33 protein-coding genes are annotated in these 22,882 nt (G+C 67.2%); 17 read left to right on the top strand and 16 right to left on the bottom strand.

Annotated elements, in window-relative coordinates; genetic code table 11:
• Positions 1 to 365 precede the first annotated feature (365 nt).
• The 5 genes from KBZ12_RS16960 to KBZ12_RS16940 all read left to right on the top strand — a co-directional run bounded on the left by KBZ12_RS16960 (position 366) and on the right by KBZ12_RS16940 (position 2,561).
• Entirely contained in the window at positions 366 to 704 is a 339-nt protein-coding gene (locus KBZ12_RS16960) for a hypothetical protein (RefSeq protein WP_254959208.1), read from the top strand.
• The gene (locus KBZ12_RS16955; protein ID WP_254959207.1) at positions 697 to 1,512 is read left to right on the top strand and encodes a hypothetical protein; all 816 of its coding nucleotides are present in this window, start codon (positions 697 to 699) and stop codon (positions 1,510 to 1,512) included. Before KBZ12_RS16960 ends, KBZ12_RS16955 begins: the two co-directional genes overlap by 8 nt.
• 82 nt (positions 1,513 to 1,594) lie before the next feature.
• Entirely contained in the window at positions 1,595 to 1,870 is a 276-nt protein-coding gene (locus KBZ12_RS16950) for a hypothetical protein (protein WP_254959206.1), read from the top strand.
• A gap of 21 nt (positions 1,871 to 1,891) precedes the next feature.
• Entirely contained in the window at positions 1,892 to 2,173 is a 282-nt protein-coding gene (locus KBZ12_RS16945) for a type II toxin-antitoxin system Phd/YefM family antitoxin (protein ID WP_254959205.1), read from the top strand.
• The gene (locus KBZ12_RS16940) at positions 2,130 to 2,561 is read left to right on the top strand and encodes a type II toxin-antitoxin system VapC family toxin (protein WP_254959204.1); all 432 of its coding nucleotides are present in this window, start codon (positions 2,130 to 2,132) and stop codon (positions 2,559 to 2,561) included. The genes KBZ12_RS16945 and KBZ12_RS16940 overlap by 44 nt, the downstream gene beginning before the upstream one ends.
• Before the next feature lie 99 nt (positions 2,562 to 2,660).
• Here the strand turns inward: KBZ12_RS16940 and thiL are convergent, their stop codons facing one another.
• Together thiL and KBZ12_RS16930 are read right to left on the bottom strand one after the other, a co-directional pair.
• On the bottom strand, positions 2,661 to 3,689 hold the full coding sequence (gene thiL, locus KBZ12_RS16935; RefSeq protein WP_254959203.1) for a thiamine-phosphate kinase: 1,029 nt from the start codon (positions 3,687 to 3,689) through the stop codon (positions 2,661 to 2,663).
• On the bottom strand, positions 3,682 to 4,773 hold the full coding sequence (locus KBZ12_RS16930) for a peptidylprolyl isomerase (protein WP_254959202.1): 1,092 nt from the start codon (positions 4,771 to 4,773) through the stop codon (positions 3,682 to 3,684). The genes thiL and KBZ12_RS16930 overlap by 8 nt, the downstream gene beginning before the upstream one ends.
• Before the next feature lie 112 nt (positions 4,774 to 4,885).
• Here KBZ12_RS16930 and efp point away from each other — a divergent pair, with 112 nt between their 5' ends.
• On the top strand, positions 4,886 to 5,446 hold the full coding sequence (efp, locus tag KBZ12_RS16925; RefSeq protein WP_216907098.1) for an elongation factor P: 561 nt from the start codon (positions 4,886 to 4,888) through the stop codon (positions 5,444 to 5,446).
• Positions 5,447 to 5,451: 5 nt separating this feature from the next.
• The gene (gene accB / locus KBZ12_RS16920; RefSeq protein WP_254959201.1) at positions 5,452 to 5,952 is read left to right on the top strand and encodes an acetyl-CoA carboxylase biotin carboxyl carrier protein; all 501 of its coding nucleotides are present in this window, start codon (positions 5,452 to 5,454) and stop codon (positions 5,950 to 5,952) included.
• Here the strand turns inward: accB and pdxA are convergent.
• On the bottom strand, positions 5,949 to 6,944 hold the full coding sequence (gene pdxA / locus KBZ12_RS16915) for a 4-hydroxythreonine-4-phosphate dehydrogenase PdxA (protein WP_254959200.1): 996 nt from the start codon (positions 6,942 to 6,944) through the stop codon (positions 5,949 to 5,951). The two genes, accB and pdxA, sit on opposite strands and share 4 nt — an antisense overlap.
• Positions 6,945 to 6,974: 30 nt before the next feature.
• On the opposite strand from pdxA, the gene KBZ12_RS16910 reads away from it, so the two are divergent.
• Entirely contained in the window at positions 6,975 to 7,157 is a 183-nt protein-coding gene (locus tag KBZ12_RS16910; protein ID WP_254959199.1) for a 4-hydroxythreonine-4-phosphate dehydrogenase, read from the top strand.
• Here KBZ12_RS16910 and KBZ12_RS16905 read toward each other — a convergent pair.
• Positions 7,115 to 8,050 (bottom strand): SDR family NAD(P)-dependent oxidoreductase, encoded by a 936-nt coding sequence (locus tag KBZ12_RS16905; protein ID WP_254959198.1) that lies wholly within the window; start codon positions 8,048 to 8,050, stop codon positions 7,115 to 7,117. The two genes, KBZ12_RS16910 and KBZ12_RS16905, sit on opposite strands and share 43 nt — an antisense overlap.
• Positions 8,051 to 8,084: 34 nt before the next feature.
• On the opposite strand from KBZ12_RS16905, the gene KBZ12_RS16900 reads away from it, so the two are divergent.
• Positions 8,085 to 8,330, top strand: coding sequence for a hypothetical protein (locus KBZ12_RS16900; protein ID WP_254959197.1), 246 nt, complete (start codon positions 8,085 to 8,087; stop codon positions 8,328 to 8,330).
• On the opposite strand, the gene KBZ12_RS16895 is transcribed toward KBZ12_RS16900, so the two are convergent.
• Positions 8,276 to 8,713, bottom strand: coding sequence for an HNH endonuclease (locus tag KBZ12_RS16895; protein WP_254944536.1), 438 nt, complete (start codon positions 8,711 to 8,713; stop codon positions 8,276 to 8,278). The two genes, KBZ12_RS16900 and KBZ12_RS16895, sit on opposite strands and share 55 nt — an antisense overlap.
• Before the next feature lie 96 nt (positions 8,714 to 8,809).
• Here KBZ12_RS16895 and KBZ12_RS16890 point away from each other — a divergent pair, with 96 nt between their 5' ends.
• Positions 8,810 to 10,378 carry a DEAD/DEAH box helicase gene (locus KBZ12_RS16890; protein ID WP_254959211.1) on the top strand — a complete coding sequence of 523 codons (1,569 nt, stop codon included), beginning with the start codon at positions 8,810 to 8,812 and terminating at the stop codon, positions 10,376 to 10,378.
• Between the two features lie 12 nt (positions 10,379 to 10,390).
• Here the strand turns inward: KBZ12_RS16890 and KBZ12_RS16885 are convergent, their stop codons facing one another.
• From KBZ12_RS16885 to KBZ12_RS16875, 3 genes are all read right to left on the bottom strand, one after another.
• Complete coding sequence (locus tag KBZ12_RS16885) at positions 10,391 to 10,810, bottom strand: hypothetical protein (RefSeq protein ID WP_254959196.1); 420 nt, start codon at positions 10,808 to 10,810, stop codon at positions 10,391 to 10,393.
• Positions 10,794 to 11,246: a DUF6554 family protein gene (locus KBZ12_RS16880; RefSeq protein WP_254959195.1), complete on the bottom strand. Its 453-nt coding sequence runs from the start codon at positions 11,244 to 11,246 to the stop codon at positions 10,794 to 10,796. The genes KBZ12_RS16885 and KBZ12_RS16880 overlap by 17 nt, the downstream gene beginning before the upstream one ends.
• Positions 11,247 to 11,309: 63 nt before the next feature.
• Positions 11,310 to 11,831 carry an AbrB family transcriptional regulator gene (locus KBZ12_RS16875; RefSeq protein WP_254959210.1) on the bottom strand — a complete coding sequence of 174 codons (522 nt, stop codon included), beginning with the start codon at positions 11,829 to 11,831 and terminating at the stop codon, positions 11,310 to 11,312.
• A 111-nt stretch (positions 11,832 to 11,942) separates the two neighbouring features.
• Between KBZ12_RS16875 and KBZ12_RS16870 the strand changes: the two genes are divergently transcribed.
• From KBZ12_RS16870 to KBZ12_RS16860, 3 genes are all read left to right on the top strand, one after another.
• Positions 11,943 to 12,227, top strand: coding sequence for a hypothetical protein (locus tag KBZ12_RS16870; protein ID WP_254959194.1), 285 nt, complete (start codon positions 11,943 to 11,945; stop codon positions 12,225 to 12,227).
• Positions 12,228 to 12,277: 50 nt separating this feature from the next.
• Complete coding sequence (locus tag KBZ12_RS16865; protein WP_254959193.1) at positions 12,278 to 12,529, top strand: hypothetical protein; 252 nt, start codon at positions 12,278 to 12,280, stop codon at positions 12,527 to 12,529.
• A 78-nt stretch (positions 12,530 to 12,607) separates the two neighbouring features.
• A complete protein-coding gene (locus tag KBZ12_RS16860) occupies positions 12,608 to 12,982 on the top strand; it encodes a hypothetical protein (protein ID WP_254959212.1) in 375 nt (124 codons plus the stop codon).
• A 460-nt stretch (positions 12,983 to 13,442) separates the two neighbouring features.
• On the opposite strand, the gene KBZ12_RS16855 is transcribed toward KBZ12_RS16860, so the two are convergent.
• The 6 genes from KBZ12_RS16855 to KBZ12_RS16830 form a co-directional block, all read right to left on the bottom strand.
• Positions 13,443 to 15,827: a TOTE conflict system archaeo-eukaryotic primase domain-containing protein gene (locus KBZ12_RS16855; protein WP_254959191.1), complete on the bottom strand. Its 2,385-nt coding sequence runs from the start codon at positions 15,825 to 15,827 to the stop codon at positions 13,443 to 13,445.
• 12 nt (positions 15,828 to 15,839) lie between these two features.
• Positions 15,840 to 16,121 (bottom strand): type II toxin-antitoxin system RelE/ParE family toxin, encoded by a 282-nt coding sequence (locus tag KBZ12_RS16850; protein WP_254959190.1) that lies wholly within the window; start codon positions 16,119 to 16,121, stop codon positions 15,840 to 15,842.
• Positions 16,111 to 16,365, bottom strand: coding sequence for a type II toxin-antitoxin system Phd/YefM family antitoxin (locus KBZ12_RS16845; RefSeq protein ID WP_254992760.1), 255 nt, complete (start codon positions 16,363 to 16,365; stop codon positions 16,111 to 16,113). Before KBZ12_RS16845 ends, KBZ12_RS16850 begins: the two co-directional genes overlap by 11 nt.
• Positions 16,366 to 17,126: 761 nt before the next feature.
• Entirely contained in the window at positions 17,127 to 17,258 is a 132-nt protein-coding gene (locus tag KBZ12_RS16840; protein WP_254959188.1) for a hypothetical protein, read from the bottom strand.
• A 27-nt stretch (positions 17,259 to 17,285) separates the two neighbouring features.
• Positions 17,286 to 17,627, bottom strand: a complete 342-nt coding sequence (locus KBZ12_RS16835) for a clan AA aspartic protease (protein WP_396101456.1) — start codon at positions 17,625 to 17,627, stop codon at positions 17,286 to 17,288.
• A 125-nt stretch (positions 17,628 to 17,752) separates the two neighbouring features.
• Complete coding sequence (locus KBZ12_RS16830; RefSeq protein WP_254959186.1) at positions 17,753 to 18,409, bottom strand: Uma2 family endonuclease; 657 nt, start codon at positions 18,407 to 18,409, stop codon at positions 17,753 to 17,755.
• 338 nt (positions 18,410 to 18,747) lie between these two features.
• On the opposite strand from KBZ12_RS16830, the gene KBZ12_RS16825 reads away from it, so the two are divergent.
• On the top strand, positions 18,748 to 19,629 hold the full coding sequence (locus KBZ12_RS16825) for a hypothetical protein (RefSeq protein WP_254959185.1): 882 nt from the start codon (positions 18,748 to 18,750) through the stop codon (positions 19,627 to 19,629).
• A gap of 54 nt (positions 19,630 to 19,683) precedes the next feature.
• Here the strand turns inward: KBZ12_RS16825 and KBZ12_RS18570 are convergent, their stop codons facing one another.
• Positions 19,684 to 20,532 carry a DUF2887 domain-containing protein gene (locus KBZ12_RS18570; protein ID WP_254959184.1) on the bottom strand — a complete coding sequence of 283 codons (849 nt, stop codon included), beginning with the start codon at positions 20,530 to 20,532 and terminating at the stop codon, positions 19,684 to 19,686.
• 24 nt (positions 20,533 to 20,556) lie between these two features.
• Positions 20,557 to 20,967: a DUF4351 domain-containing protein gene (locus KBZ12_RS16815; RefSeq protein WP_254959182.1), complete on the bottom strand. Its 411-nt coding sequence runs from the start codon at positions 20,965 to 20,967 to the stop codon at positions 20,557 to 20,559.
• Between the two features lie 49 nt (positions 20,968 to 21,016).
• Between KBZ12_RS16815 and KBZ12_RS16810 the strand changes: the two genes are divergently transcribed.
• From KBZ12_RS16810 to KBZ12_RS16800, 3 genes are all read left to right on the top strand, one after another.
• Positions 21,017 to 21,334 carry a nucleotidyltransferase family protein gene (locus KBZ12_RS16810; protein WP_254959181.1) on the top strand — a complete coding sequence of 106 codons (318 nt, stop codon included), beginning with the start codon at positions 21,017 to 21,019 and terminating at the stop codon, positions 21,332 to 21,334.
• Positions 21,331 to 21,729, top strand: a complete 399-nt coding sequence (locus tag KBZ12_RS16805; protein WP_254959180.1) for a DUF86 domain-containing protein — start codon at positions 21,331 to 21,333, stop codon at positions 21,727 to 21,729. Before KBZ12_RS16810 ends, KBZ12_RS16805 begins: the two co-directional genes overlap by 4 nt.
• 293 nt (positions 21,730 to 22,022) lie before the next feature.
• A complete protein-coding gene (locus KBZ12_RS16800) occupies positions 22,023 to 22,298 on the top strand; it encodes a hypothetical protein (protein WP_254959179.1) in 276 nt (91 codons plus the stop codon).
• The last annotated feature ends 584 nt before the right edge of the window (positions 22,299 to 22,882 follow it).

The following is a 22,882-nucleotide window of genomic DNA, read 5'->3' as shown; positions in this document are numbered from 1 at the left end:
GGCATGTGAAGCGTCTTGCCTGCAATTAGTTGCTATCTGAAGTTCTAGTCGTCCCTCATACCAACGCTCATGCTGTAAGAGCTGCAGTACGACCTGGCGTGACTTGGGAAATTTCAGCAAGCCCTACGTACACCGATCGCGCTGCTTTTCTTGCCGCTTTGTCCAGTTCGTCCACTGACAACTACAATGATTTGACGACAGGCGGTAAATCTTCGCCGCTTTCGAGAACGATCCCTGGCTATACCTATAATGCTGTGGCAAATTTAGGATTGTTCCCAGGGCCCGTGGGCGGATCCCAGGCTTTAACTACCGAATTTAGCGATCAAAACCTGACGTTAAATTTTACGGCCTGAGCTCCTACTGCCGTGGGTGGATATTTCTTTAATACCGATACCCCCTTCAATCTTCTCAATCGCGTCATCACGGTCACGGCGAACCCCGGTGCATCGACCCAATCAGTCGTGACCGGCTCAGCCACCAATTTCTTTGGCTGGCTTGATAACAGCGGCACGCCCTTCACCTCGCTGGTGATCGTGCCTGGTGCTGGATCTCCAAACGCCTACGCAACTGTGGATGATCTGGTGCTCGGTCAGGCTGCGCCGGCTTCGGTGCCTGGCCCCCTGCCGCCGATGGGTGCAGCCACCGCTTTTGGCTTCAGTCGTCGCCTGCGTTCCCGCATCGCCGCCGCCCGCCCTCGTGCCTGAGCAGGAGCGCCTTGCTCTGGCGCTGTTGCTGGCTGTCGCTGCCCGCAGCCTGGTCTTCGTCTTTGTTGTCTCGGTCGCCGTCCGGTTGTTTCCGGTTCAGCCGCTCGATCCCGCCTGGCAGATGAATGTCTGCTCAGTTCTGCTCAATCAGGCGGCGCTGCCCCTGCTGGCCCTGGTGCTGCTGCATGCCGCCTCAGCTCTGCATCCCGCCGACGGTCGCCTGGCTTCTGCGCGCAAGCGTTGGCGCGGCCTGGCGGTGGCAGCAACCCTGGGCTTTGCGCTGCTGCTGCCGCTGCAGGGATTCGCCACCTGGCGTGGCCTCAGCCAGGCCATTCAGCAGGATTCTGCCCGCGGCGCCGATGCGGAGCGGCGTTCAGGGGCGATGCTGCAGGCCATCCAGGCGGCCTCCAGTGTCGACGACCTGCAGGCCCGCATGCAGCGCCTGCGAGGACCCACGCTCACCCCCGCCGATCGCAACCTGCCGCTTCCCCAGCTGCGGCGCCAGCTGGAGGCCAATCTGCTGGCCGCCCGGCGTCAGCTGCTGGATCGCGTCTCCGGCCCTTCGCCCAACCAGGTGTGGATGATCCTGAGTGATGGCGTGCGCCTCGCCGTCTCCTCCCTGGCCTTCGCCCTCGCCTTCGCGGCCGGTGCCCAGCGCCGGCTCAGCCCTGAGCCGCTGTTGTTGGAATGGTCGCGGGCAATCGGCCGTTGGAAACGCTTGCTCCCCCTGAAGCTGGGCCGTCGCCAGAAGCACTCCACCAACGATCCGGGCCGTTATCTCAGGGAGATTGAATCCAGAAATCGCTGATGCCCCTGGCAGGCGGGGCTGTTCTCCGCGGCCGCGCCGGATCTGCCTGGGCTGGCGCGGGCCCGCTCCCCAGCAGCTCTGGGTGATCCTTCAGGACGCCGTGCGCTTGCCGCTCTCGGCCCTGGCCTTTGTTGTCGCCTTCGCCGCCGGCGGCCAGCGCCGAAAGGGTGATTTCCTTTTCTTGCTGACCTTGCGAGCAACCCGGCTGAAGCTTGGTCTCGGGGGTGTTCTTCGCCTTGGCGGCAATAGCGTCGTCTCTGAAGCAGTGTTGTGGCTGAGCCGCGGCAAGCTTGGAGTCTGCGAGACGATGGCCCAGTGGGGCCGTGAGGCGGCGAACCCATTGACTTGGTTAAACTAAGTCCATCTATCCAGCGCTCCCGTGCGTCAGGTCAACCTGCACGAAGCCAAGACCCACCTCTCCAGGCTGGTGGCGGAGGCGGTGGCGGGCCAAGGATTTGTGATCTGCAAGGCGGGCAAGCCGCTGGTGCAGGTCACCCGGCTGCCTGGCGCCGAGGACGCCGCCACTCCCCCCCGGCGCCGCCTCGGTCTGCTGGCGGGTCAGTGCTCCGTGCCCGACGACTTCGACCAGATCGCCGCCGAGGAGATCGCCGATCTGTTTGAGGGACTGTCCGCTTCCGCACCCAGCTCTGGCGGGCTGTGAAGCTGCTGCTCGCACGCACCTCCTGGTCTGGGCCATGGGTGAACCGTCCCGGCTGGGACCCGCCCTGCGGGAGCTGCTGGAGGATCCGCAGCACACTCTTTGGTTCAGCGTGGTTTCCCTCTGGGAGCTGGTGATCAAGGCGGGCCTGGGGCGCGAGGGTTTTCAGGTGCAACCGTCGCTGCTGCGCACGCTGCTTGATGGTGGTTTCGTGGAGCTGCCGATTGAGGCCGCCCATGTGCTGGCGGTGGCCCAGCTCCCGCCCTTGCACCGCGATCCTTTTGATCGCCTGCTGCTCGCCCAGGCCGAGCGCGAAGGCTTGCTGCTGATCACCGCCGATGCGCTGCTGGCCCGCTATCCCGGTCCGGTGCGCCATCAGGGCAGCTTCTGAGGGGTACGGCGCTGGTCACCGTTCATCGCCGGCATGTCCTTGTTGGGCTCCGCTTGAGTCGCAGCTCGCTGCCAGCTGGTGCCGTGTTGGTCCGGTCCCTCAGCCGAAGTGCTGGAAACCGCCGATCCCGCTGGAGGGTTCCGGCCACGGTCTGCCGTCGCTCCAGCCGAGGTTCCCCGCTGGACCTTCCACCAGCTCGCCGATCCGGGTCGTGCCCGGCAGGGCCGCGATCAGGGCCTCCGCCCAAACGGGGTCCAGGGCCAGCACCAGCTCGAAGTCTTCGCCGCCCCCCAGGCACCAGGCCTCCGCAGCCGGCAGGCCGGCCATGGCCGGATCCAGGGGCAGGGCGGTGCGCTCCAGCCGGGCCCCGCAGCCGCTGCTGGCGGCAATTGCCGCCGCCGCCGCCGCCAGACCGTCGCTGCTGTCGCAGCCGCCCACACGCCAGGGCAAGGCCCCTGGCCGGCTGGCGCCCAGGGCCGCCACCGCATCGAAGCGGGGCACGGGCCGCCGGTGGGCCCGGATGGCCTTCTCCTGCACGGCCGGCGCCAGGGCCGGGAGACCCTCGCCCCGCAGCACAGCCAGGCCCAGACGGCTTAGTCCATGGGCGCCGGTGCACACCAGCTGGTCGCCCGGTTGGGCGTCGCCGCGCCGGATCGGTCCGCCTTGGCCGCCCACGAGCCGGCCGATGGCGGTGATGGCCAGCAGTCGCTGGCGGCCGCCGCTGCAGTCGCCCCCCAGCAGCACGCCGCCATGGGCGCCCAGCAGCTGCGTCAGGCCGATGTAGGCCTCCTCCACCCACGCCCACGGGGTGTCCCCAGGGGCCACCAGGCCCACGGTGAGCCCCACGGCGTCGCGGCAGCCCATGGCCGCCAGGTCGGAGAGGTTGGCGGCGGCGGCCCGCCAGCCCACGTCCTTGGCGCCCATCGTGGCGGCGCTGAAATGGACGTCCTCCACCAGGACGTCGGTGTTCAGCACCAGCTGGGTCCCCCCCCCCCCGCCGGCCGGGCCGAGCAGGGCGGGACCCAGCAGGGCGGCGTCATCATCGAACTGCCCCCGGGGGGCGAACGCGCCGAGGCGCCGGATCAGCTCCGTTTCCCCCAGCTCCGCCAGGGTGGGCCCCTCAGGCATGGGGGCGCAGGTTGTCGGCTCCTTCGATCACCGTCGCCTTGACGATGCCGTCATCGGCGGTGAGCTCCTCGAGCACATCCAGGCCATCCACCACGTAGCCGAAGGCGGCATAGCGGCCGTCGATCAGGTTGAGGCCGGCGGGAGTGAGTTCCGGCTCGAACAGGAACAGGAAGAACTGGGAGGAGCCGTCGCCCAGGGCCTCGTCGGAGTGGGCCCATCCCAGGGTGCCCTTGCTCGCGAAGGGCAGCACCGGTTCGGCCTTGAACATCCCCAGATCCTCGAAGGTCTGGTTGTAGAAGGGGGCCTCCTCACCGGGCACCTTGATTTCCAGGGGCACCTGGCGCTCCTGCTTGGTGGCCGGATCCACGAAGCCCGTCAGCGGGCCGGCGGGATCACCGGTCTGCAGCACGTAGAAGTCCTCGGCGCGGTTGAAGGGCAGGCCGTCGTAGAAGCCGCGCTGGGCCAGATCGACGAAGGCGCCGGCGGTGAGGGGCGCGTTGTAACCGTCGACGACGGTGATCAGGTCGCCTTTGGTGGTGGTCAGCCGCACGGTGGCGCGGCCAAGCAGCCGCGGCAGCGCATCGAACTCAGGCGGGATGGCAAAGGGGAAGTCCCCCACCAGCAGACCTTCGGCGCGGCCGATGGCGGCGAGGGCTTCCCGGCGGGCCGCCAGGAATCCGTCCCGGTCCTGGGCCTCGCCCGCGGCGGCCAGCTTCTGAAGATCGGTGCCGGCGTCGGTCAGCAGGGAGGCGGCGGTGGCCCGGTCGGCGGGGTCGAAGCTGGCCAGGATGCGCTCCCGGCTGCTGCCCAGCTGGGATTCGGCCCGGCGCACGGAGCCGGTCAGGCTGGTCCAGCGCTTGGCCCGCAGATCGTCGCTGGTGTCCTCCAGCCGGTGCTGCAGCTTTTGAAGATCGCCCTGCTCGATCGGCAGGGCATTGCGCAGCAGGGCGGTGGGATCGCTGACGGCGTTGCCCTGGGGCAGGTAGGCCCAGGCGGCGGGGACCGCGAGAAGCAGGGTCAGCAGGAGGCCCAGGCTGGCACCCAGCGTGGTGGTGAACCCGATGGGCCTGCGTCGCCGGTCCATGCTTCCCTTGTGACTGCCTGGACTTTGGCACAACTGGCCCTGGCCCGGCCCTGCCACGGCTCAGGGGTGGGTCTGTAGCCAGACGTACAATCCCCCGATCCGATCCGCCGGAATGATCTCCAGCAACGACTTTCGTACCGGCACAACGATCGAACTGGATGGCCAGGTCTGGCGCGTCGTCGAGTTCCTGCATGTCAAGCCAGGCAAGGGCTCGGCCTTCGTGCGCACCAAGCTCAAGGGCGTGCAGAGCGGCAACGTGGTGGAGAAGACCTTCCGCGCCGGGGAGACCATGCCCCAGGCCCAGCTGGAAAAGGCGACCCTCCAGCACACCTACATGGAGGGCGACGATTACGTCTTCATGGACATGGCCTCCTACGAGGAGACCCGTCTGACCGCCAAGCAGATCGGTGACGGCCGCAAATACCTCAAGGAAGGAATGGAGGTGAGCGTGGTCTCCTGGAACGGCAAGCCCCTGGAGGTGGAGCTGCCCAATTCGGTGGTGCTGGAAGTCACCCAGACCGACCCCGGCGTCAAGGGCGACACGGCCACCGGCGGCACCAAGCCCGCCATCGTCGAAACCGGCGCCCAGGTGATGGTGCCCCTGTTCATCACGATCGGCGAGAAGATCAAGGTCGACACCCGCACCGACAGTTATCTGGGCCGGGAGTCCTGATCGCCATGCAGCTCGATCACGACCAACTGCGCCAGTTGCTGGCCCTGCTCGGGGACAGCGATATCCAGGAGCTCAAGCTCGAGGGCGACGACTTCCGTCTGGAGGTGCGCCGCAATCTTCCGTCTCCGGCACCGGCACCGGCCACGGTCACCATGGTGCAGCCCCCGGCCGGCCCGCCCCCGCTGGCCCCCGTTCCCGCCGCCCCTATCGGCGCCGCCCCCGGCCCCTCGGCTCCACCCCCTCCGGCCGCTTCGGTGCGCAGCGATCTGCAGGCCGTCACCGCCCCGATGGTGGGCACCTTCTACCGCTCCTCCGCGCCGGGGGAGGCCCCCTTCGTGGAGGTGGGCAGTCGCATCAGCGCCGGCCAGCCGGTCTGCATCCTCGAGGCGATGAAGCTGATGAACGAGCTGGAGTGTGAATTCAGCGGCGAAGTGGTGGAGATCCTGGTGGAGAACGGCACCCCGGTGGAATTCGGTCAGGTGCTGATGCGGATCAAGGCGGCCTAGCCCAGCTCCCAGGCGGTGCGGATCGCCGCCGCCATGCTGGCGGCCCGGGCCACGCCCCGGCCGGCGATCCCGAAGGCGGTGCCGTGGTCGGGGGAGGTGCGCAGGAAGGGCAGCCCCAGGGTGGTGTTGACGGCGGCGTCGAAGGCGAGCAGCTTCACCGGGATCAGTCCCTGGTCGTGGTACATGGCCAGGTAGCCGTCGGCCCCGTCACCCTCCCCCCTCCAGGCGGCCGCCGCCTCCAGCCAGCAGGTGTCAGGAGGCACGGGACCCTCCAGCCGCACCTCCGGATGCAGGCCCTGCCACTGACGCAGGGTGGCGATCAGCCAGTCCTGTTCCTCCCGGCCCAGATGGCCCCCTTCGCCGGCATGGGGGTTGAGGCCCGCCACCACCAGCCGCGGCCGGCCCTCGAACCGATGGCAGAAGGCGAGCAGGGCCTCCAGCCGCCGGCTCACCAGCTCCGGAGTCAGCCGGCCGCTCACCTCCGCCAGCGGGATGTGGGTGGTGGCCAGCAGGGTGTTGAGCCGCCAGCCGCCGCCGGGGGGCAGGGCGGTGAACAGCATGCCGGCGTCGGCGCTGCCGGTGAGTTCCGCCAGCCGCTCCGTCTGGCCGGGATAGGCATGGCCGGCCGCCTGCCAGCTGGCCTTGGCGATCGGGGCCGTCACCAGGGCCCGGCCGCCGCCGGCCCCCACCAGCGCCACGGCCCGGGTCAGCCAGGCGAAACTCGCAGCTCCGGCGGCGGCACTGCTGATCCCTGGGACGACCGGCTGCTCCAGGGGCACGTCCTCCACGGCGAAGTCGTCGGGGTCGGCCAGGGGGGCGTCGCTGCAGGTCAGCAGGTGTCGGTGGCAGTCCCGCAGCCAGCGGCCGCAGCCCACCAGCACCACCTCCTGGCCGGCGGGGCGCGGCTGGGCGAGGGCCTTGAGGGTCACCTCGGCGCCGATGCCGGCGGGATCCCCCAGGGCGATCACAAGGCGATCCGCTGTAGTTTTCATGCCATCGGGCGTTGTCGGGGTCGTCGCTTCATGATCCGCTTGCTGCTTCTGGGTGCGCTGCTTCTCGGCGGTGGGGTCGCCTTCCGCAATGAGTGGGTCGTGGTGGACTGGCAGAAGATCGGCAAGGACACGGGCGTCTCTTCCATGATCGACCCGTCGATCTTCGGCTCTCAGAAGAAGTCTCCGCTGCAGGACGACAATCCCTCCCGGTAGGTGGGGTAGAGCAGGCGGTAGCCGAGGTCGTCCTGGAGCCTCCGGCTGCTGACCCGTCGATTCTCGCTCCAGAAGCTGCGGGCCATCGGACCCATGGCCGCCGCCACGTCCTCGAAGCGCTGCACCTCCGGCAGCCGGCAGCGCAGCAGATGGGCGGCCAGGCCCAGGACCTCGCTGGAGGGGCACGGGCAGGTGTCCGCCAGGATGAGGGTGTCCGGTCGGGCCTGGGGGGGCAGGGCGATGCTGTGCAGCACGGCGCCGACGATGTCGTCGACGTGCACCCTGGAGAACACCTGGCCCGGCTTGTGGATCAGCCGCGCTGTGCCGTTGCGCAGGCTCAGCATCGGATTACGTCCGGGGCCGTAGATGGCGGGCAGCCGCAGCAGCTGCACCGGCAGGCCGCTGCGGCGCCAGGCCTGCTCACAGGCCAGTCGGGCCTGGCTCCGCTCCAGCAGGGGTTGGGTGGGGCTCGTCTCGTCCACCCAGGCGCCGCCGGTGTCGCCGTAAACCCCGGTGGTGGAGAGGTAGCCCACCCAGGCCGGATCCAGGCGCCGCAATGTCGCCTCCAGCGACTCCAGCACCGGATCCCGGCCGCCGGCATTGGGGGGGATCGTCACCAGCACATGGCTGACGCCGGCCAGGTCCGCCGGGGTGGGCAGCGCCCCCTGGTCGGGATCGAAGTGCAGCCAGCCCGGGTCGTTGCCGCCGGGGGAGGGCTGGCGGTGGGAGAGCAGCACCGGCACGCCGGCCGCCTCCAGCGCCTGGGCCACACGCCGACCGGTGTAGCCCCCGCCGAGCACCAGCAGCCGGCCGATGGCGGCGGCAGCAGCGGCAAGTGCCGGGTGTTCGATCCGCGCGACAGCGGCCGCCGGGTTGACAGATTCCGTCGACATCAGTACATCTGTATCACTGTCTGATCCCCATCCCGTGACCGTTTCGTCCTTCCAGGCCAGTCTCCCTGTCGGCCTCGCACCGGTGCCCCCCGCCAGCCGCCCCCTCCCCGGTGGCGACGGCAGCCGCCTGGCCTCGATGCCCCGGGCACGGACCACCACGCCCCTGCTTCTGGCCATCGGGCTGGTGCTGGGGGCCGTGCTCCTGGCGCCGGAGCAGCCGCGCGATCAGGAGGCCATCTGCCACCGCCACAACGGCGTGGAGGCCTGCCGGGTCTGGTGAGTCACCTCGGCCTCGGCCGCCGTGGCTGTCTCCGCTTCAACGGGCGCCACCCACTGCAGCAACCGCAGCGCCAGGCGCAGGTCGCCGTCGGTCCAGGCCCGCAGGGCCATCGCCCGGCGTGGGTCGTAGAAGGGCTGGCTTCGGTACCAGGTGAAGGCATCACTGTCGCCCTTGCGGCCGTTGCAGCCCAGGCAGGCCGGCACACAGTTTTCGGTGATGCTCTGGCCGCCGCGGCTCAGCGGATGCACGTGGTCGATGGATTCGGAGGCCTCGCCGCAATAAAGGCACCGACGACCAGTCATCCGGTGCAGCGACTGTCGCCATCGTCGCGCTCGCAGCTTGGGGCAGAGATCTTCGAGAAAGACTCCATCCCTGGCCTGCATCAGCGCGCCTCGGTTGGCGGAAGTTTGCCCTCAGCGCCCCGGGTGTCAATGTGTTCTTGATTGCTTTTTGCCGCATTGGCCACCCCCCTGGTGCAGATGCGCCTGGGCGCCTCGGGTCTGATCGAAGTCGTCAGTCCCTTCGACGCGGTGACCCAGGCGCACCTGCGGGCCATCCGCCCCCGGGGGCAGTGGCTCAGCCGCCGTGGCTGCTGGCAGTTCCCCCTCGAGGCGGCCGCGGCGCTGCAGCTGCAGTGCGCCGGCCGCTTTCCGGTCACACCGGAGCTGGAGCAGTGGTTCGCCTGGCTCTCCCAGCCCCTGCCGCCCCTGCCCCCCCACCGGGCCCTGGTGGCGGCGGCCGCCGCCGATGCAGAGCTGCCCGATGGCCGCCAGCTGTTCCGCCACCAGCGTCAGGCGGTGCGCTGGTTGCTGGCCCGGCGCGGGGCCGTGCTGGCCGATGCGATGGGCCTCGGCAAGACCCTCAGCGCCCTGGTGGCCGGTCGTGCCCTGGTGCGCCTGGCCGACTGCCGGCTGGTGGTGGTGGCCCCGGCGGGGCTGCATCACCACTGGCGGCAGGAGGCGGCGGGGCTGGGTCTGCGGCTGGAGCTGCACAGCTGGGCCCGGCTGCCGGCCGAGCTGCCGGACGCCGGCACGGTGCTGATCGCCGATGAGGCCCACTTCGCCCAGACGATCCACGCCGTCCGCACCCAGGCGTTCCTGCGGCTGGCTCGCCATCCGCGCCTGCGGGCGATCTGGCTGCTCTCCGGCACGCCGATGAAGAACGGCCGGCCGGTCCAGCTGTTTCCCCTGCTGGCGGCCATCGGCCATCCCCTGGGGGCCGACCAGCGCCATTTCGAGGAGCGCTACTGCCAGGGGCACTGGCGTGAGCAGGGGGGGCGGCGGATCTGGCAGGCCAGCGGCGCCAGCCAGCTGGAGGAGCTGCAGCGGTTGGTGCGGCCCCTGGTGCTGCATCGGCGCAAGGGGCAGTGCCTCGACCTGCCGCCCAAGCAGCGGCTGGAGCGGCCCGTGAGCCTCGAGGCCGTCGAGGCCGAGGCCTTCGAGCGGGCCCTGCAGGAGCGGATCGACGACTTCCGCCGCCGGGCCTGGGCCGGTGAGGTGCGCCGCGATGCCGAAGCCCTGGCCGTGTTCACGGCCCTGCGTCAGATCGCTTCGCGCCACAAGCTGGCCGCCACCACCGAACTGGTGGCCGACCTGCAGGACCGCGGCGAAGCGGTGGTGGTGTTCACGGCTTTCGTGGCCACCGCCCTGGCCCTGCACCGGCAGCTCGGCCAGGCGCACGATGGCGGACCCCTGATCGGCGCCGTGCCCCCGGCCCGGCGGCAGAGGCTGGTGGATGCCTTTCAGTCGGGGCGCAGCCCCGTGCTGATCGCCACCTACGGCACCGGGGGCCTGGGCTTCACCCTGCACCGGGCCCGGCACGTGGTGCTGGTCGAGCGGCCCTGGACCCCGGGCGACGCCGAGCAGGCCGAAGACCGCTGCCACCGCATCGGCATGGGCGCCGCGCTCACCAGCCACTGGCTGCAACTGGGCGTCGCCGACCGGCTGGTGGACGACCTGATCGCCAGCAAGGCCGAACGGATTTCCCTGCTGCTACAACGCCAGCGGGCCCTGCCGGCGCTGGTGCGTCAATGGCTCGAGACCGTCTAGGGGCGGCCTGACTCAGCCCCCCGGGCGGGCGGGTTCGTTCTCACGGCAGCTGCGTTGCCGCACCTCCAGGTCCTGGCGCAGGATCGGATCCAGCTTGCCCTTGGGCACCGCGGCGGCCAGGGTGGTGGCCTGGGCGATGTCCCGGCAGGCGGCAAGGGTGTTGCCGGCCAGGGTGTGCAGCAGGAACCGTTCGTTCAGGGGGCCGGGATCCTTCGGGAAGGCCGCCACCACCTTGTCGCACTGCTGCAGGGCGCTGGGGAGGTCCTCCAGCTTCACGGTGCGCAGGCAGTCCTCCCGGGTGATCGGCCGCTCGGGCAGGGGCTGCTCAACGCAGCCGCAGAGCAGGGCCGGCAGCAGCAGCAGCAGGCGCCGCCGGCGTTGCCGGTGTCGGACCGGGGCGTGCAGGCCGGCCCGCTCAGTTGTAACGCTCACTCCGGGTCATGCCGCTGCCACCAGCCTTACCACCCCCGACGACGGAAATGGAGGTGGGGCTGGGTTCGGGGCTGGTCGCGGTGCTGCCGGAGGGGCGCGGCGCGTACAGGTCGCCCAGGAACCGGCCGCAATCGGGGAAGGTGCCTGGGTTCTGAACCACCGCCTCGGTGATCATCACCGCGGCATGTTCGGGGGAGGTCTTGAACATACCGGCGCTCTGGCGCTTGATCAGGGCATAGGCGGCCGTCCAGCTGACTTCGTGGACGTTGCCGTTGTTGCGCATGAAGCAGTACACCTGGGCGCCCTTGCCCCCGGGACCCTCGATGTCGTTGCCGGCGCGAGCGCTCTGGGCGGTGCCGGCGGTGGCCAGCAGGCCGGCTGCCGCCGCCAGGACCAGGGAGCCCAGTCGGCGAAGGAGAAAGTGGCGTGGGGCCATCGGACCGCAAGGAAAGAACAAGGTGGCCCAACGTATCGACCCCTGCGCGGCTGTCCAGGGTGGTCAGCCGCCTGGCGGGGCGGCGGTGGAGGGGAGCACCAGCTTCACCACCAGCGGCAGGATCACCAGCACGGTGATCAGGCGCACCGCGTGCAGGCTGGCCACGGCCGCCCCCACGCCGAACTCCGCTCCCACGAGGCTCATGCCGCTGATGCCCCCAGGGGCCGCCCCCAGCAGGGCCACCACCGGGTCGACGCCCATCAGGCGGCTGCAGCCGAAGCCCACCACCAGGCCGGTGACCACCAGGGTGACCGTGATCAACAGGGCGGGCCGCCACAGCTGACGCAGCTCCAGCAGGGCCGTGCCGGTGAGGCCGGTGCCGATCACCGTGCCGATGCCGATTTCCAGCAGGGTGCGGGAACCGACCGGCCATTGGGCCACCTCGAGTCGGCCCGTCACGCTGACCAGGGCGGCCCCCAGCAGGGCCCCGGCCAGCGGAGCCGCCGGGATGCCGGTGCGCAGGGCCAGCAGGCCGCCGGCGAGTCCTGCCACGACATATAGCAACAGATGCAAGGGTTGGTGCATCGCCATGGAGACCGATCAGCAGGACCCACTCTGGGAGATCGCTGCCGCGGATGCTTGAGGGGGCTGCCCGAGTGTGTTGTCATGCGGCACAGTCCCGTTGCTTTCCCCGCCATGGCCCCCGCCTCGGTGTCGTTCCGCATCAGCCGCAATGCTGAAGATCTCGCCGAAACCATCCATGCCCTCTCCCAGCGCCTGGTGACCCTGGAGCAGCGTCTGGCGGCGATGGAGCTGCAGGCGTCGAACCAGGCCCGACCGGAGCCGGAAGAACTGGCCAGCCTCGACAACGTCGAGCGTCTGCTGCAGGACTGCCGCCATCTGCTGGAGATCGGCGTCAGCTCCGAGGCGTCCTCTGGGTACGACAGCCACGGAGACGTCCCCTACGCCTCAGCCGCCTGAGGCCGCGCACCCCCCTGGTCAGGGGTGTCAAAATGAAAAGAAAGCGGGTCATGGCCTTCCCCACTTCCCCTTACCAGTCCTCCTCCAGCCCCATCCACGGGCAGAACCCCGCCCCACGCGCGGCCATCCCTGCCCCCCACTGCCAGTTACGCCGCCACTCCCAGGAAGAAGGTGACCACCAGCTCGAAAAGCTGGAGTTCGCCCTGGCCGTCGCCCTCACCCGCGGCGATCTGCAGCGCTCCGACCAGTTGCGCGCGCAGATCGCCGCCCTGGGTGGCAATCAGGAGGAACCCGGCACCTGATCGGATCCCAGGAGAGGACGATGGGGAGACCATTCAACACCTCCCTAATCATCACTTTTTTGTGCCAGGTGTCTCCTGTTGGCACTGGACCATATGTTGTGCAGTAAGATTCCAAAACGAAGGGGACTGTTGGATGCCAGCCGGCCCGTTGTGAACGTCTTTGATACTGCGACATCCTCGCCGGCCATGATTGTCTCCAGCCCGTCTGCCCCCGTCACCTTGGCGTTGGAAACCCCACCACGCGCAAGGTCCAGCGTCTCGCCGCTGTCCGATCCCACTGCTCGCCAGCGCCTCCTGCTCCAGGCGGCCACCCTCAACGAACAGGCGCGTGTGGCGGCCACGCAAGGTGATCTTGAAGCTTCGGCGCGGACGATTCTGGAGGCCCTTGATTGCGAACGGCGTGCCGGTGGTCTCGGTCTGCAGGTGTTGCAGCTGATCAAACCCCGCGCCTGAACGCGGGCTCTCCCCAGACCCTGGGGCAGGCAGCCATGCGGAAAATCGGGCGGTGCCGGTCTGCCGACCGCCCTGCTGGGCGCCGGGCTGATGGCATGGCGGGCCAGCCCCGTTTTGTGCCTGCACCTGCTGACCGTGATGGTGCTCCGGCTGCCGATCTGCGCCGTTCCCAACCGATCGCAGGGCAAGCCCAGGCGGTTCGCCAGCTATGGCCAATGGAGCTGATAGGACGCGAGGTCTGAACAGAGCTGCCCTGTGCCCGAAAAATGCAATCAGCCTCACGCTATTGACTGCTTCTCAGATGTTCTCTCTTCAGTTATCCATCAAGCGGGTGACCGGATTCGAACCGGCGACGTTCAGCTTGGGAAGCTTCTCGATTGATTGGCCGAACTGCCTGTACCGCTGTGAGTCTCGTAAGGCTTCTGGCTTGGATGTGAGAAGGTCTGTGAGAAGCTTTCGATCAGGCGCTTGCCATCGATAGCTGATCTGCAAGCAGCGCATAGCCCATGGCCCGATAGCCCCGCAGCCGTCGCTCCCACATCCGTTGCGTGATCGGATGGCCGAGATCAAGCCAATCGATGATGCGTACGCTTGTCTTGCCGCTCTGTTGTCTATGCAGGCGGCCGGCGTATTGCTGCAGTGTGCCCTTCCACGACACGGGCAGCGCCAGCAACAGGGTGTCGAGTGGTGGATGGTCGAAGCCTTCACCCACCAGACGGCCGGTGGCCAGCACAATGCGGGGTGCATCAGGAGGTAACGCTTCCAGCGCGGCCAGGCTGGCGCTGCGTTGGCGTGCGCTCAGGCGGCCATGCAGCAGAAACAGGTTTGCTACCTGCTCGGCCAGCGCACCGGCAATCGCGGTGATGTGATCGGTGCGCTCACTGAGCAGCAGCAGCTTGCGGCCATCACCCCAGCAGGCGAGAGCCTCGACCACGATCCGCTCGGTGCGGCGTGGGTCCTCCGCCAAGCGACGCATCAGCTCCTGGATCGGCAGATCGGCCGGTAGTGCAGGGAGCTGATGGGTGCGGCTCACCAGCTCCAGGGTCTTGGGCGCCCCGGCAGGTCGCTGGGCGGAGTGGCGAATGGGGCCGCACTGCATGAACAGGATCGGCTGCAGACCGTCCCGGCGCACCAGGGTGGCCGACAACCCCAGCACGTGGCGGGCCTTCACATGCCTGAGGATCGTTTCAAAGGAGGCGGCGGCGATGTGGTGGCATTCGTCGACGATCACCTGCCCGTAGCTCTGCACCACGGGGTTCACCTCCCCCTTCCGAACCAGCGACTGCATCACGGCGATGTCGAGTTGGCCGGTGGGCTTGGCTTTGCCACCACCGATGCATCCGATCGCCTCAGGAGCGACATCCAGAAAGGCGTGGAGCCGCTCTTGCCATTGGCGCAGCAACTCCGCCCGATGCACCAGCACCAGGGTGTTGACCCTGCGGCGCGCCAGGATCGCTGCTGCCACCACTGTTTTCCCGAACGCCGTTGGCGCCTGCAGCACGCCGATGTCATGGCGCAGCATTGCCTCCACGGCGGTCTCCTGGTCATTGCGAAGTTGGCCCGTGAACACCAGCTCCAGCGGTAAGCCGTTCTGGCGTTCATCGATCAGCTCCCAGCTGATCCCTTGCTCCTTCAGCAGGGTCTGCACGGGTTCCAGGCAGCCCCGCGGCAGGGCAATGTGCTGGGGAAAGTTCTCGGCGCAGCCGATCACCCGCGGTTTGTCCCATACCGACAGGCACATCGCCTGAGCCTTGTAGAAGGCCGGGTTGGCGAAGGCGGCGAGGCGGATCAGGCGATTGAGCAATGGCTGCGGCAGGGCCGAGCGCTCCACATAGAGGCGATCGGCCAGGGTGAGGGTGAGGGAGGTTGGCAGCGGTCCGCTGAGCTTCGCAATTGCAGGAGGTGCCTTCCACGGGGTCGCCAGGTCCTCCTCGTCGATGAAGCTGAGATCGAGCGGATGGGCACCGCCGGTGGCGGTCTGAAGCACGCTCTGCAGTCCCGCCATCGACAGCCGCTGCAGGGTTGCCAGATAGGCCCACTGATCGGGATAGGGCTGCAGGTCGTCATCCACGAACACGCTGCAGCCCCGCTGCCGAGGTTCCTTCTGCAGCGGCAGGGCGATCAGGTTGCCGAAGCCGCCTTTCGGCAGGATGTCCTGGTTGGGGAACAGCCGGTCGTAGGAGCTCAACTGCAGCTGACGCGTGGCGTTGCAGGTGTGGCTGATCAGGGCCGCCCCCAGCTGGCGGGCCTCCCGCGCCGATACGGCCTCCTCAAAGAACACCCACACGTGAGCACCGTCTCCAGAGCGGGAGATCTCCAGTGCGGCCGGCACCGCCAGCTCCCGGCAGGAGCGCAGAAAGGCCCGGGCATCGTCACGCCAGTCCTGCTCGTCAAAGTCGACGGCCAGCAGGTGGCAATGGTCGTTGTCCAGCAGGGGGTAGAGGCCGATGGTGTGGTCTCCGGCCAGGTGGCCGTAGATCGCTGCATCGCTGAGCGGCAGCAGCTCGCGGTGGTTGCAGTCGCGGCAGGAGATCCGTGGCTTCTCGCAGATGCCTGGGCGCCACTCATTGGCGCAGGCCGGTGCATAGCCCGAGCGCCCGTTGCTGTTGCTCTGCCAGCGCAGAGCGTAGACGTCGTCGCGACCGCGGAACAGGTGCCGGAACAGCGCCACCTTCTCCTGCGTGGAACTGGGGCCGTTGGCAGGTGCGGCCTTCGCAATCGGCGCGGTTTCCGTTGGGGCAGGTTCGCCGGATCGCCAGGCGATGCCGTGGGCCTCCAGAAGCCCAATCAAGCGGGCGTTCTCCCGGCGCAGCCGATCTAGATCAGAGGGCTTGGCGTCGGCCATGCGGCATGCGCTTCAGCGCTGATCGGCATGTTGGTAGACAACATTGCGCTCCCGCTTGCCCACTGCCACGACAAGCACGAGGAGCTCATGGTCACGCACCTCGTAGACCAGACGGTACCCGGCGGCCCGCAACTTGATCTTGTAGCGGTTGGAGGATCCACGCAATTTGCTCGCGGGGATCCTGGGCTCAGTCAGCCGCTCGGCCAACTTGTTCTTGAACTGCTCTCGGGTTCCTGGCGTTAGCTTCCGCCACTCCCGAAGGGCTTCCGGGTGAAATGCCAGCTCAAAGGGCATCGAGGCTGACCCGCACCGGCTCCTGGCCGTCTGTCAGCCGGGCATCGGCGATGCGGCCCAGCTCCAGGTCGTCCACCAGATCCATCAGTTCTTCGTAGGCCCTGGCCGGCACGCAGTAGAAGGCCGGCTCGTTGCGGTTGAGCACCGCGACGGCCATCCCCTCTCCTGCCGCCAGGGTGGCCATGGGGTTTTTCTTGTGTTCCGAGATGCTCACGGCAGTCTCGGCGAGTACACGGTGGGCCATCAGCGGGACAGGAAGGCAATACTCCACACCCTAGGTCTCCAGCCAGGTCTCTGGAAAGGTCGCTGGGTGGGTCTGGATCGAGTGGGTGGTGCCCGGCTGGTCTCCAGCAATTTTGGAGGCCGTCCTGGGGAATTGTTTCCCTGTTATTGCAGTGTCAGGCGAGCGGTCGTTGATGCTGAAGCGGCTTGCCCTGATTACCTCAGGACATGATGTTGGGCCGAATTAAGTAGGCAACCTCCGCCCAGCCGTGATTCCGCACCATCCAGGGCACGACGGCCCATGAGTTCACCCCGCGCAGGTGAATGCCTGACGAATCAATGGCGCAGTCCTGAGAGGAACTCTGTGAGAAGGTCGCTGCCGCTCCCTGGCATTGCCTGTCATCGCCTGGTTCCTACTGGCCTTCTGCCAGTCGATGCGTGAGCGGCCGTACGCTTGACCTTCAGCGATTCTCAGCCCTGGATTGAAAGCGGGTGACCGGATTCGAACCGGCGACGTTCAGCTTGGGAAGCTTTTCGTTTGGTTAGCCAAATCGCCTGTGCTGCAATGAGGCTTATGTTCCTTCAGGCTTGGATGTGAGAAGGTCTGTGAGAAGGTTTAGGGCTATTCTCCTGCCGTGAGAAGGTGCGGGTTCGGGCCTGCGGGCATGGGCCACGGCAATGCTTACCCAAGACCGCGAGGTAGAATCAAGGGGCAGAAAGTTGAATTTAGCGTGGCCGAGATATTTGCAGTTTGGGTTAACCAACTTCTCGGCCTCTGCGGTTTCAGCAGTGGCTCCGGTCGGCGACGGCTGTCCTCCGCTCCGGGGCCGGTGTAAGGGTGGCGGGTTCAGCTGCTCTCCCGCGGCTGCGGTAGTGGAGCAGCTGCCAGCCGGTAGGGGTTGGGGCGAGGGTCATCTCCCCGGTGGAGGCATGGACTTGAGGTTAGGCGGGGTTGTGGGGATGGAGGGCTGCCATCGCCACGCTGAGCGGAAGATTCGGGCTCTCGGGGTTCACATCCACACTCTGCAGCTGGGGCCGCAGCACCAGGTCCATGTCCTCCATCGGGATGGCGCCGAGCAGCACCTCATGGCCTAACACCATCGCGCCGGTGAAGCAGCGGCGGTTGCGGAAACGCACCTCCACCGGCCCCACGTAGGGCACGCTACGGCAGTGGCCATCGGCCAATACCACCTCTCGCCGCTCCAGTTCCGCCAGGTTCAGCTGAATCGCCAGGTGATCCGGAATGCACAGATGAACCGCTCCGCTGTCGGCTAGGGCCGTCACCTCCAGCGGCGCCAGATCGGGCCGGGTGGGTTGCTGAGGGAGAAGGTGCCGCGGATTAATTCCATGGGCACAAAATAGAGCGAATGAGGGCTTGTTCCCAGGGTTTAAAGCCCTTGCCATCGAGGCTAACCCTCCCAGATCTCCGCCAGCTCCAACCGCAGCCCCGGCAGCAGTTCGCCCCCCTCCAGCGCCTCGGCCGCCTCGATGCGTTGCATCACCACCGGCGCCGCTGGATCAGCCCCCGGCTGCCAGATCTCCACAGCCCGCAGTTCTGGAAACAGCAGCCAGCCCAGCTGGGCGCCATTGGCGAGGTAGGAGGCCATCTTGCGCCGCAGGGCTTCGCTGCCGCGGGGGCCCTCATCCGAGGGGCTCACCAGCTCCACCACCAGGTCCGGGCACAAGGGCGGGAAGCCTCGGCGTTGTTCGGGCGTGAGCGCCTGCCACCGCTCCAGACGCACCACGGCCGCATCGGGGCTGAGCACGGAGCCATCGGGGAGGCGGAAGCCGGTGGAGCTGTCAAATACCTTCCAGCCCCCCTGGCCAAGGGCCCAGACCTGCAGGCGCGCACTAAGAAGGTTGTTCCTGGCGCTGGTATCTCCTCCGGTTGGGGTCATCGCGATCAGTTGGCCATCGGCCGCCAGCTCCAGCACCGCCTCGGGGTTCGCCTCGCACACCAGGGCGAACTGCTCCGGGGTGAGCTTCAGGCCCGTCGGCAGCACAAGGGGCTCCAGACCTGTGGCTGGCGCCTGCGGGGCGGCGGAAGCAGGGGGGGCGAGGGTCATTTCCCCGAGGGAGGCGTGGGCTTCAGGTTAGGCGGGGTGCTTGGCGCACAACTGCAGCGGTTGCGCTCACCGCAGTGGCACACTGATGGCCCGGGCCCATCCCTCCCGCCGGATGAACACCCCTCCCCTCACCCTTGCCAGCGATCAGGGGGCAGCAACGGCGCTGCTGGGCGACATCGCAGCCCTGTGCGCCGCCCAGGGCGCCCAGTGGCACCCACACCTGCGGGCGGAGGTGGCCGAGGGAGCCATGCGGCTGCTGGCACCACCGGGTACCACCGGGCCCTTGATCACGATGCCCACCCACCTGCTGGTGCCGATCGCCGGGGCCCGTTGGAGTGATGGCGCCAACGCTCTCGAATTGCTCGCCCCCCCCCGAAACGACCACCCCCGTGCAGCGGCAGCTGCTGCAGCTGCATGTGGCCCTCTACAACGCCACAAGCAAGCTGCGCTGGTGGAGCACCCAGCACCCCGCCCGACTGGTGGAGCATTGCCCGGCGGTGGCCGAGGCGCTGCGGCCGCTCAAGCCTCACCACGGCAACGGCCCGCAGGAGCCCACGGCGGCGGAGCGGTTCCTGGCCACCCGCAGCTTCGGCTGGAAAGCTAAACCGGAGAACGGGCCGCGCCGCCAGGTGCTGCTGCCGCTGATCGATCTGCTCAACCATCACCACCACGGCGCTCCCCTCCGGATCGAGGCAGGTGCGATGCGGATGGCCACCGCCCAGCCGGTGGGCAGCGGCGAATGCTTCGCCCACTACGGCCACCGCCGCGATGGGCTGGATCTGGCCCTGCACTACGGCCATGCCGATCCCTCCACGCCCTTCGCCCACTGCGCACCACTGCCGATCAACGTGGAGGGGGTGGGTCTGATCCAGGTGGAGCACCAGGTGGGGCGCCGCCCCGCCCATCCGCTCGACCCCCCGCGCGTGGAGCTGGAGGAGGGCGGCGTGCGGCTCAGCCACCTCTGCTGCCACCGGGGGCATCCCGAGCGGGTGAGAACCCTGCTCAAGCTGCCGCTGCAGGCGGGCTTGCAGCGGCGGGGCCACGGCCAGGTGGAAGCGCAGCGGCTGGCCCAGCGGGGGCTTGAGGCCCTCGGCGCGGCCAACATCGGCCTGCTGGAGCGGCTGACCTCTGCCGCCGAGGCCGCCGATCACCCGGGCGGATCCGTTCTGGCCCAGGCAGCTCGCCGTCAGGCGGCGATCATCGCCGCGGTGATGGGCTGAGCCGCTCCGGGCCCAGGTCCGCTCTGACACCGCCGGATGGGGAGGGCGGCAGCTTCAGGCGTTGGCCGCCAGCCAGGCGTGGAGATCGGCCATGCCCTCAAAATCGAGCAGGGCCTCGGCAAGGGCCTCCAGTTGCGGCAGCGGCAGGCTGCGAATCAGGCTTTCCTGCTCAGCGCTCAGGGGCCCGCAGCGGCGGCTCAGCAGGCGCAGGGTCACCTTGGTTTCTCCTCGGGCCTCACCCTGCGCCTCCCCCCGCCCAAAGATCTCGCGGTAGGCGACGCTCTTGGTGAAGTCGTCGAGGGTGATGCCGCCCATGGCGCAGAGCTCCTGGATTGATCGGCCGTTAAAGCGTGCCACCAAGATAGCGGCGATGACGTCATCAATCTCGGCGGCGCTGCTGCTGCCGGCCACCCGGGCCCGGAGGGCGGCGGTGGTGGCGGGCAGGTCCTGCTCGCTCTGGAGCAGCAGGGCCAGGGCCTGCACCAGGGCCGGCGCGGTGGGGTTGGCGGCGGCGCTCAGCAGCTCGATCCACTGCACCCGCTGCTCCACAAACTCCGCCACCGGGGCTGGATCGCCGAAGTGCAGCTGGCGGGAGGGGCAGAGCACCACCACCCGCCACCGCTCGATACCCGGCTCCTGCTGCAGCAGCCGGGCGGTTTCGGCGTAGAGGCGCCGCAGGAAGCCGCCGTCGGCGGCCATCTGGGCCTCAAGAATCAGCGCAGGCAGATCGGGCCGCTCTGGCGGCGGCAGAAACAGGCCATCGAGCCGGTATTCGCGCTCCTTGAGCACCGGCGCCGAAAACCTATACCCCCTGGCATCAGCCGGTAGATCGGGCAGCAGCGGCAGGATGCGATCGGGTTGCTGCTGGAACAGCCAAAAAAAAAGCTTGTCGCTGGCGACCACGACGGCGTCCTGTGGGCGGGTGCTTCAGGTGTTGGCCGCCAGCCAGGCGTTGAGATCGGCCATGCCCTCGAAATCGAGCAGGGCCTCGGCAAGGGCCTCCAGCCGTTCCAGTGGCAGGCTGCGAATCACGCTTTCCTGCTCCGCGCTCAGGGGCCCGCAGCGGCGGCTCAGCTGGCGCAGGGTGACCTTGGCTTCTCCTCGGGCTTCTCCCCGGGCCTCACCTAGGGCGACGCCACGGGCCTCCCCCCGCCCAAAGATCTCGCGATAGGCCACGCTCTGGGTGAAGTCGTCGAGGGTGATGCCGCCCATGGCGCAGAGCTCCTGGATTGATCGGCCGTTAAAGCGTGCCACCAGGATAGCGGCGATGACGTCATCAATCTCGGCGGCGCTGCTGCTGCCGGCCACCCGGGCCCGGAGGGCGGAGGTGGTTGCCATGGCAGGCAAGACTGGAAAAGGTGAATGCCCAGCTGATTACCCCGCTTCCATGAGCCTCTCCCTGGCCCAGCCCGAGCTTGACGCGATCACCGCCGCCTGCCGGAAGCATCAGGTGCTGCGCATGCATCTGTTCGGTTCAGCCCTGCGCGATGATTTCGACCCCAGCCGTAGCGATTTGGACCTGTTGGTGGAGTTCCAGCAGATCGAGCCGGAAGACCTGGTGAAGGCCTACTTCGGACTAGAGAATCAACTGACCACGATCACCGGTAAATCCGTTGATCTGGTGATGGCGGATGCCATCCGCAATCCGTATGTCCGCCGCGATATCAATGATTCTAAGCTGCTGATCTATGAGGCCGATCGATGAAGCGTGATCCACGGGCCTTTCTGGACGATGTGATTGATGCCGGTTGCGCCATCATGCAAGCCGTGGATGGTATGAGCCTGAACGATTACCTCAATAGTCGCCTCATACGCTCTTCCATAGAGCGGGAGTTCACCATTATAGGAGAAGCTCTCGCCCAGCTCTCCCGCCGAGAAAAAGGTCTGTTTGCTCAGATTGAACTGGGTCCACAGATCATCAGCTTCCGCAACAAGCTCACGCACGAATATATCACGATCAACCATCAATTGGTTTGGGGAGTCATTGAAACTCATCTTCCTCTGCTTGTTGAATGCTGCAGTCAGTTGCTTCGCCAACTCGATGGGGGACACCCGCCAAGCGATAGCCCCTGCCCCCTAGAACCTCCACCGATGGATTGAGGTCTGGAGAGAACAGCGACCTTTTCACCCTATCCTGCGCCATCAATCGCTCCAGGGTCGTCTCCCGGGCAGAGAAGGCAACAGCGACAGGATCCGATCCGGTTGGTGCTGGAAGAGCCAATAGAAAAGCTTGTCGCTGGCGACCACAACGGCTGGATCGGGTCTGAATCACCCAGCAGGTTGGCACGGGGGAGCGGCGATAGGGGGTGATTGGCCCTGGTACAGGCTTGCGAAAAGGGTTATATGACCCTTATAGCAACTACGGCCACTACAGCCGATTAGAAGCAGACGGATTGAGTGACTGGCACCCTTCTTTTTTGCAACTTGGCACCCACGCTGACATCAAAACCAAACAATGGGGCAGCAAGTTGATTGCGGTGCTCAAAGGCACTGCCACAAGAGCACAAGGCAAAAGCAAGCGCCACAGGCACTGCATTGGTCAGCAATCACTGCCGCTCAACCTGCCGACGCTGCAGCAACTCCCCGAGCACTGGCAGCAAATCGCCCAGCAGTTTCGGCGTTGCAACGCACCACGCTGGAATGATGACGACTGCCTGAATAGCAGTTAGGGCACAAATGCTGTGCTGGAGGGGAAATAAACTTTAGGAATAGGCGTCAAGGTGAATATCTTGTGGTGCTCATTGCTGCCTTGCTTTGTTGCGGAAACTCATTTGATTCAATGCAGAAATAACAGCGATGCCGCCCAGAAGAAGCGGCAACATTCTCAAATCAGCACAGACGGTGCCAGGTAATCAATGCTCCAGGCCATCAAAAAGGGTCTTTACAGACCCGTTGGTATTGTTGGTTTTTGTTGGAGTGGGCGGGGTTTATGCCAAGATGGTCAGGAAGGTCCCGGTGCCGGAGGTCCGTAAACTGAATTCGGAGATGGTGAACTCTCAACCGTCTTAAAGGATTTCTCGGTATCCTCCGCCACCATGAACGTCATTTTTGGCGTGACCCACTCCAACTTCTCCTTTTTTTCGACAGCGAGTTTGTCGGTGTGGTCAAAGTCTGCAGAAATCATAATTGTAAGCGTTCAGGGGGCGTGACAGCATGCGGCGAACTCTGTCTCTGCTGAATCCTTGACAGCGGCCTGATTCTCGTTTGCATCTCAGGCAGAGACTGTTTGCGATGGGCGCCCCACCAACAGGGA

It is taken from the genome of Cyanobium sp. Cruz CV13-4-11 (assembly GCF_024346055.1).
GTDB lineage: Bacteria > Cyanobacteriota > Cyanobacteriia > PCC-6307 > Cyanobiaceae > Cyanobium.
The sequence above is the reverse complement of the archived record's forward strand: the minus strand, read 5'-3'. Positions and strand labels throughout refer to the sequence as shown.

Bases quoted from the DNA above. Each gene is read 5' to 3' on its own strand.
- KBZ12_RS16910 (WP_254959199.1), top strand. From the start codon at position 6,975: ATGATCCGCTTGCTGCTTCTGGGTGCGCTGCTTCTCGGCGGTGGGGTC.
- KBZ12_RS16805 (WP_254959180.1), top strand. From the start codon at position 21,331: ATGAAGCGTGATCCACGGGCCTTTCTGGACGATGTGATTGATGCCGGT.
- KBZ12_RS16815 (WP_254959182.1), bottom strand. From the start codon at position 20,967: ATGGCAACCACCTCCGCCCTCCGGGCCCGGGTGGCCGGCAGCAGCAGC.
- pdxA (WP_254959200.1), bottom strand. From the start codon at position 6,944: ATGAAAACTACAGCGGATCGCCTTGTGATCGCCCTGGGGGATCCCGCC.
- KBZ12_RS16825 (WP_254959185.1), top strand. From the start codon at position 18,748: ATGGCGCCAACGCTCTCGAATTGCTCGCCCCCCCCCGAAACGACCACC.
- KBZ12_RS16855 (WP_254959191.1), bottom strand. From the start codon at position 15,827: ATGGCCGACGCCAAGCCCTCTGATCTAGATCGGCTGCGCCGGGAGAAC.
- thiL (WP_254959203.1), bottom strand. From the start codon at position 3,689: ATGCCTGAGGGGCCCACCCTGGCGGAGCTGGGGGAAACGGAGCTGATC.
- efp (WP_216907098.1), top strand. From the start codon at position 4,886: ATGATCTCCAGCAACGACTTTCGTACCGGCACAACGATCGAACTGGAT.
- KBZ12_RS16810 (WP_254959181.1), top strand. From the start codon at position 21,017: ATGAGCCTCTCCCTGGCCCAGCCCGAGCTTGACGCGATCACCGCCGCC.
- KBZ12_RS16930 (WP_254959202.1), bottom strand. From the start codon at position 4,773: ATGGACCGGCGACGCAGGCCCATCGGGTTCACCACCACGCTGGGTGCC.
- KBZ12_RS16865 (WP_254959193.1), top strand. From the start codon at position 12,278: ATGGCCTTCCCCACTTCCCCTTACCAGTCCTCCTCCAGCCCCATCCAC.
- KBZ12_RS16870 (WP_254959194.1), top strand. From the start codon at position 11,943: ATGGCCCCCGCCTCGGTGTCGTTCCGCATCAGCCGCAATGCTGAAGAT.
- KBZ12_RS16895 (WP_254944536.1), bottom strand. From the start codon at position 8,713: ATGCAGGCCAGGGATGGAGTCTTTCTCGAAGATCTCTGCCCCAAGCTG.
- KBZ12_RS16905 (WP_254959198.1), bottom strand. From the start codon at position 8,050: ATGTCGACGGAATCTGTCAACCCGGCGGCCGCTGTCGCGCGGATCGAA.
- accB (WP_254959201.1), top strand. From the start codon at position 5,452: ATGCAGCTCGATCACGACCAACTGCGCCAGTTGCTGGCCCTGCTCGGG.
- KBZ12_RS16850 (WP_254959190.1), bottom strand. From the start codon at position 16,121: ATGCCCTTTGAGCTGGCATTTCACCCGGAAGCCCTTCGGGAGTGGCGG.
- KBZ12_RS16875 (WP_254959210.1), bottom strand. From the start codon at position 11,831: ATGCACCAACCCTTGCATCTGTTGCTATATGTCGTGGCAGGACTCGCC.
- KBZ12_RS16890 (WP_254959211.1), top strand. From the start codon at position 8,810: ATGCGCCTGGGCGCCTCGGGTCTGATCGAAGTCGTCAGTCCCTTCGAC.
- KBZ12_RS16840 (WP_254959188.1), bottom strand. From the start codon at position 17,258: ATGACCCTCGCCCCAACCCCTACCGGCTGGCAGCTGCTCCACTACCGC.
- KBZ12_RS16880 (WP_254959195.1), bottom strand. From the start codon at position 11,246: ATGGCCCCACGCCACTTTCTCCTTCGCCGACTGGGCTCCCTGGTCCTG.
- KBZ12_RS16845 (WP_254992760.1), bottom strand. From the start codon at position 16,365: ATGGCCCACCGTGTACTCGCCGAGACTGCCGTGAGCATCTCGGAACAC.
- KBZ12_RS16830 (WP_254959186.1), bottom strand. From the start codon at position 18,409: ATGACCCTCGCCCCCCCTGCTTCCGCCGCCCCGCAGGCGCCAGCCACA.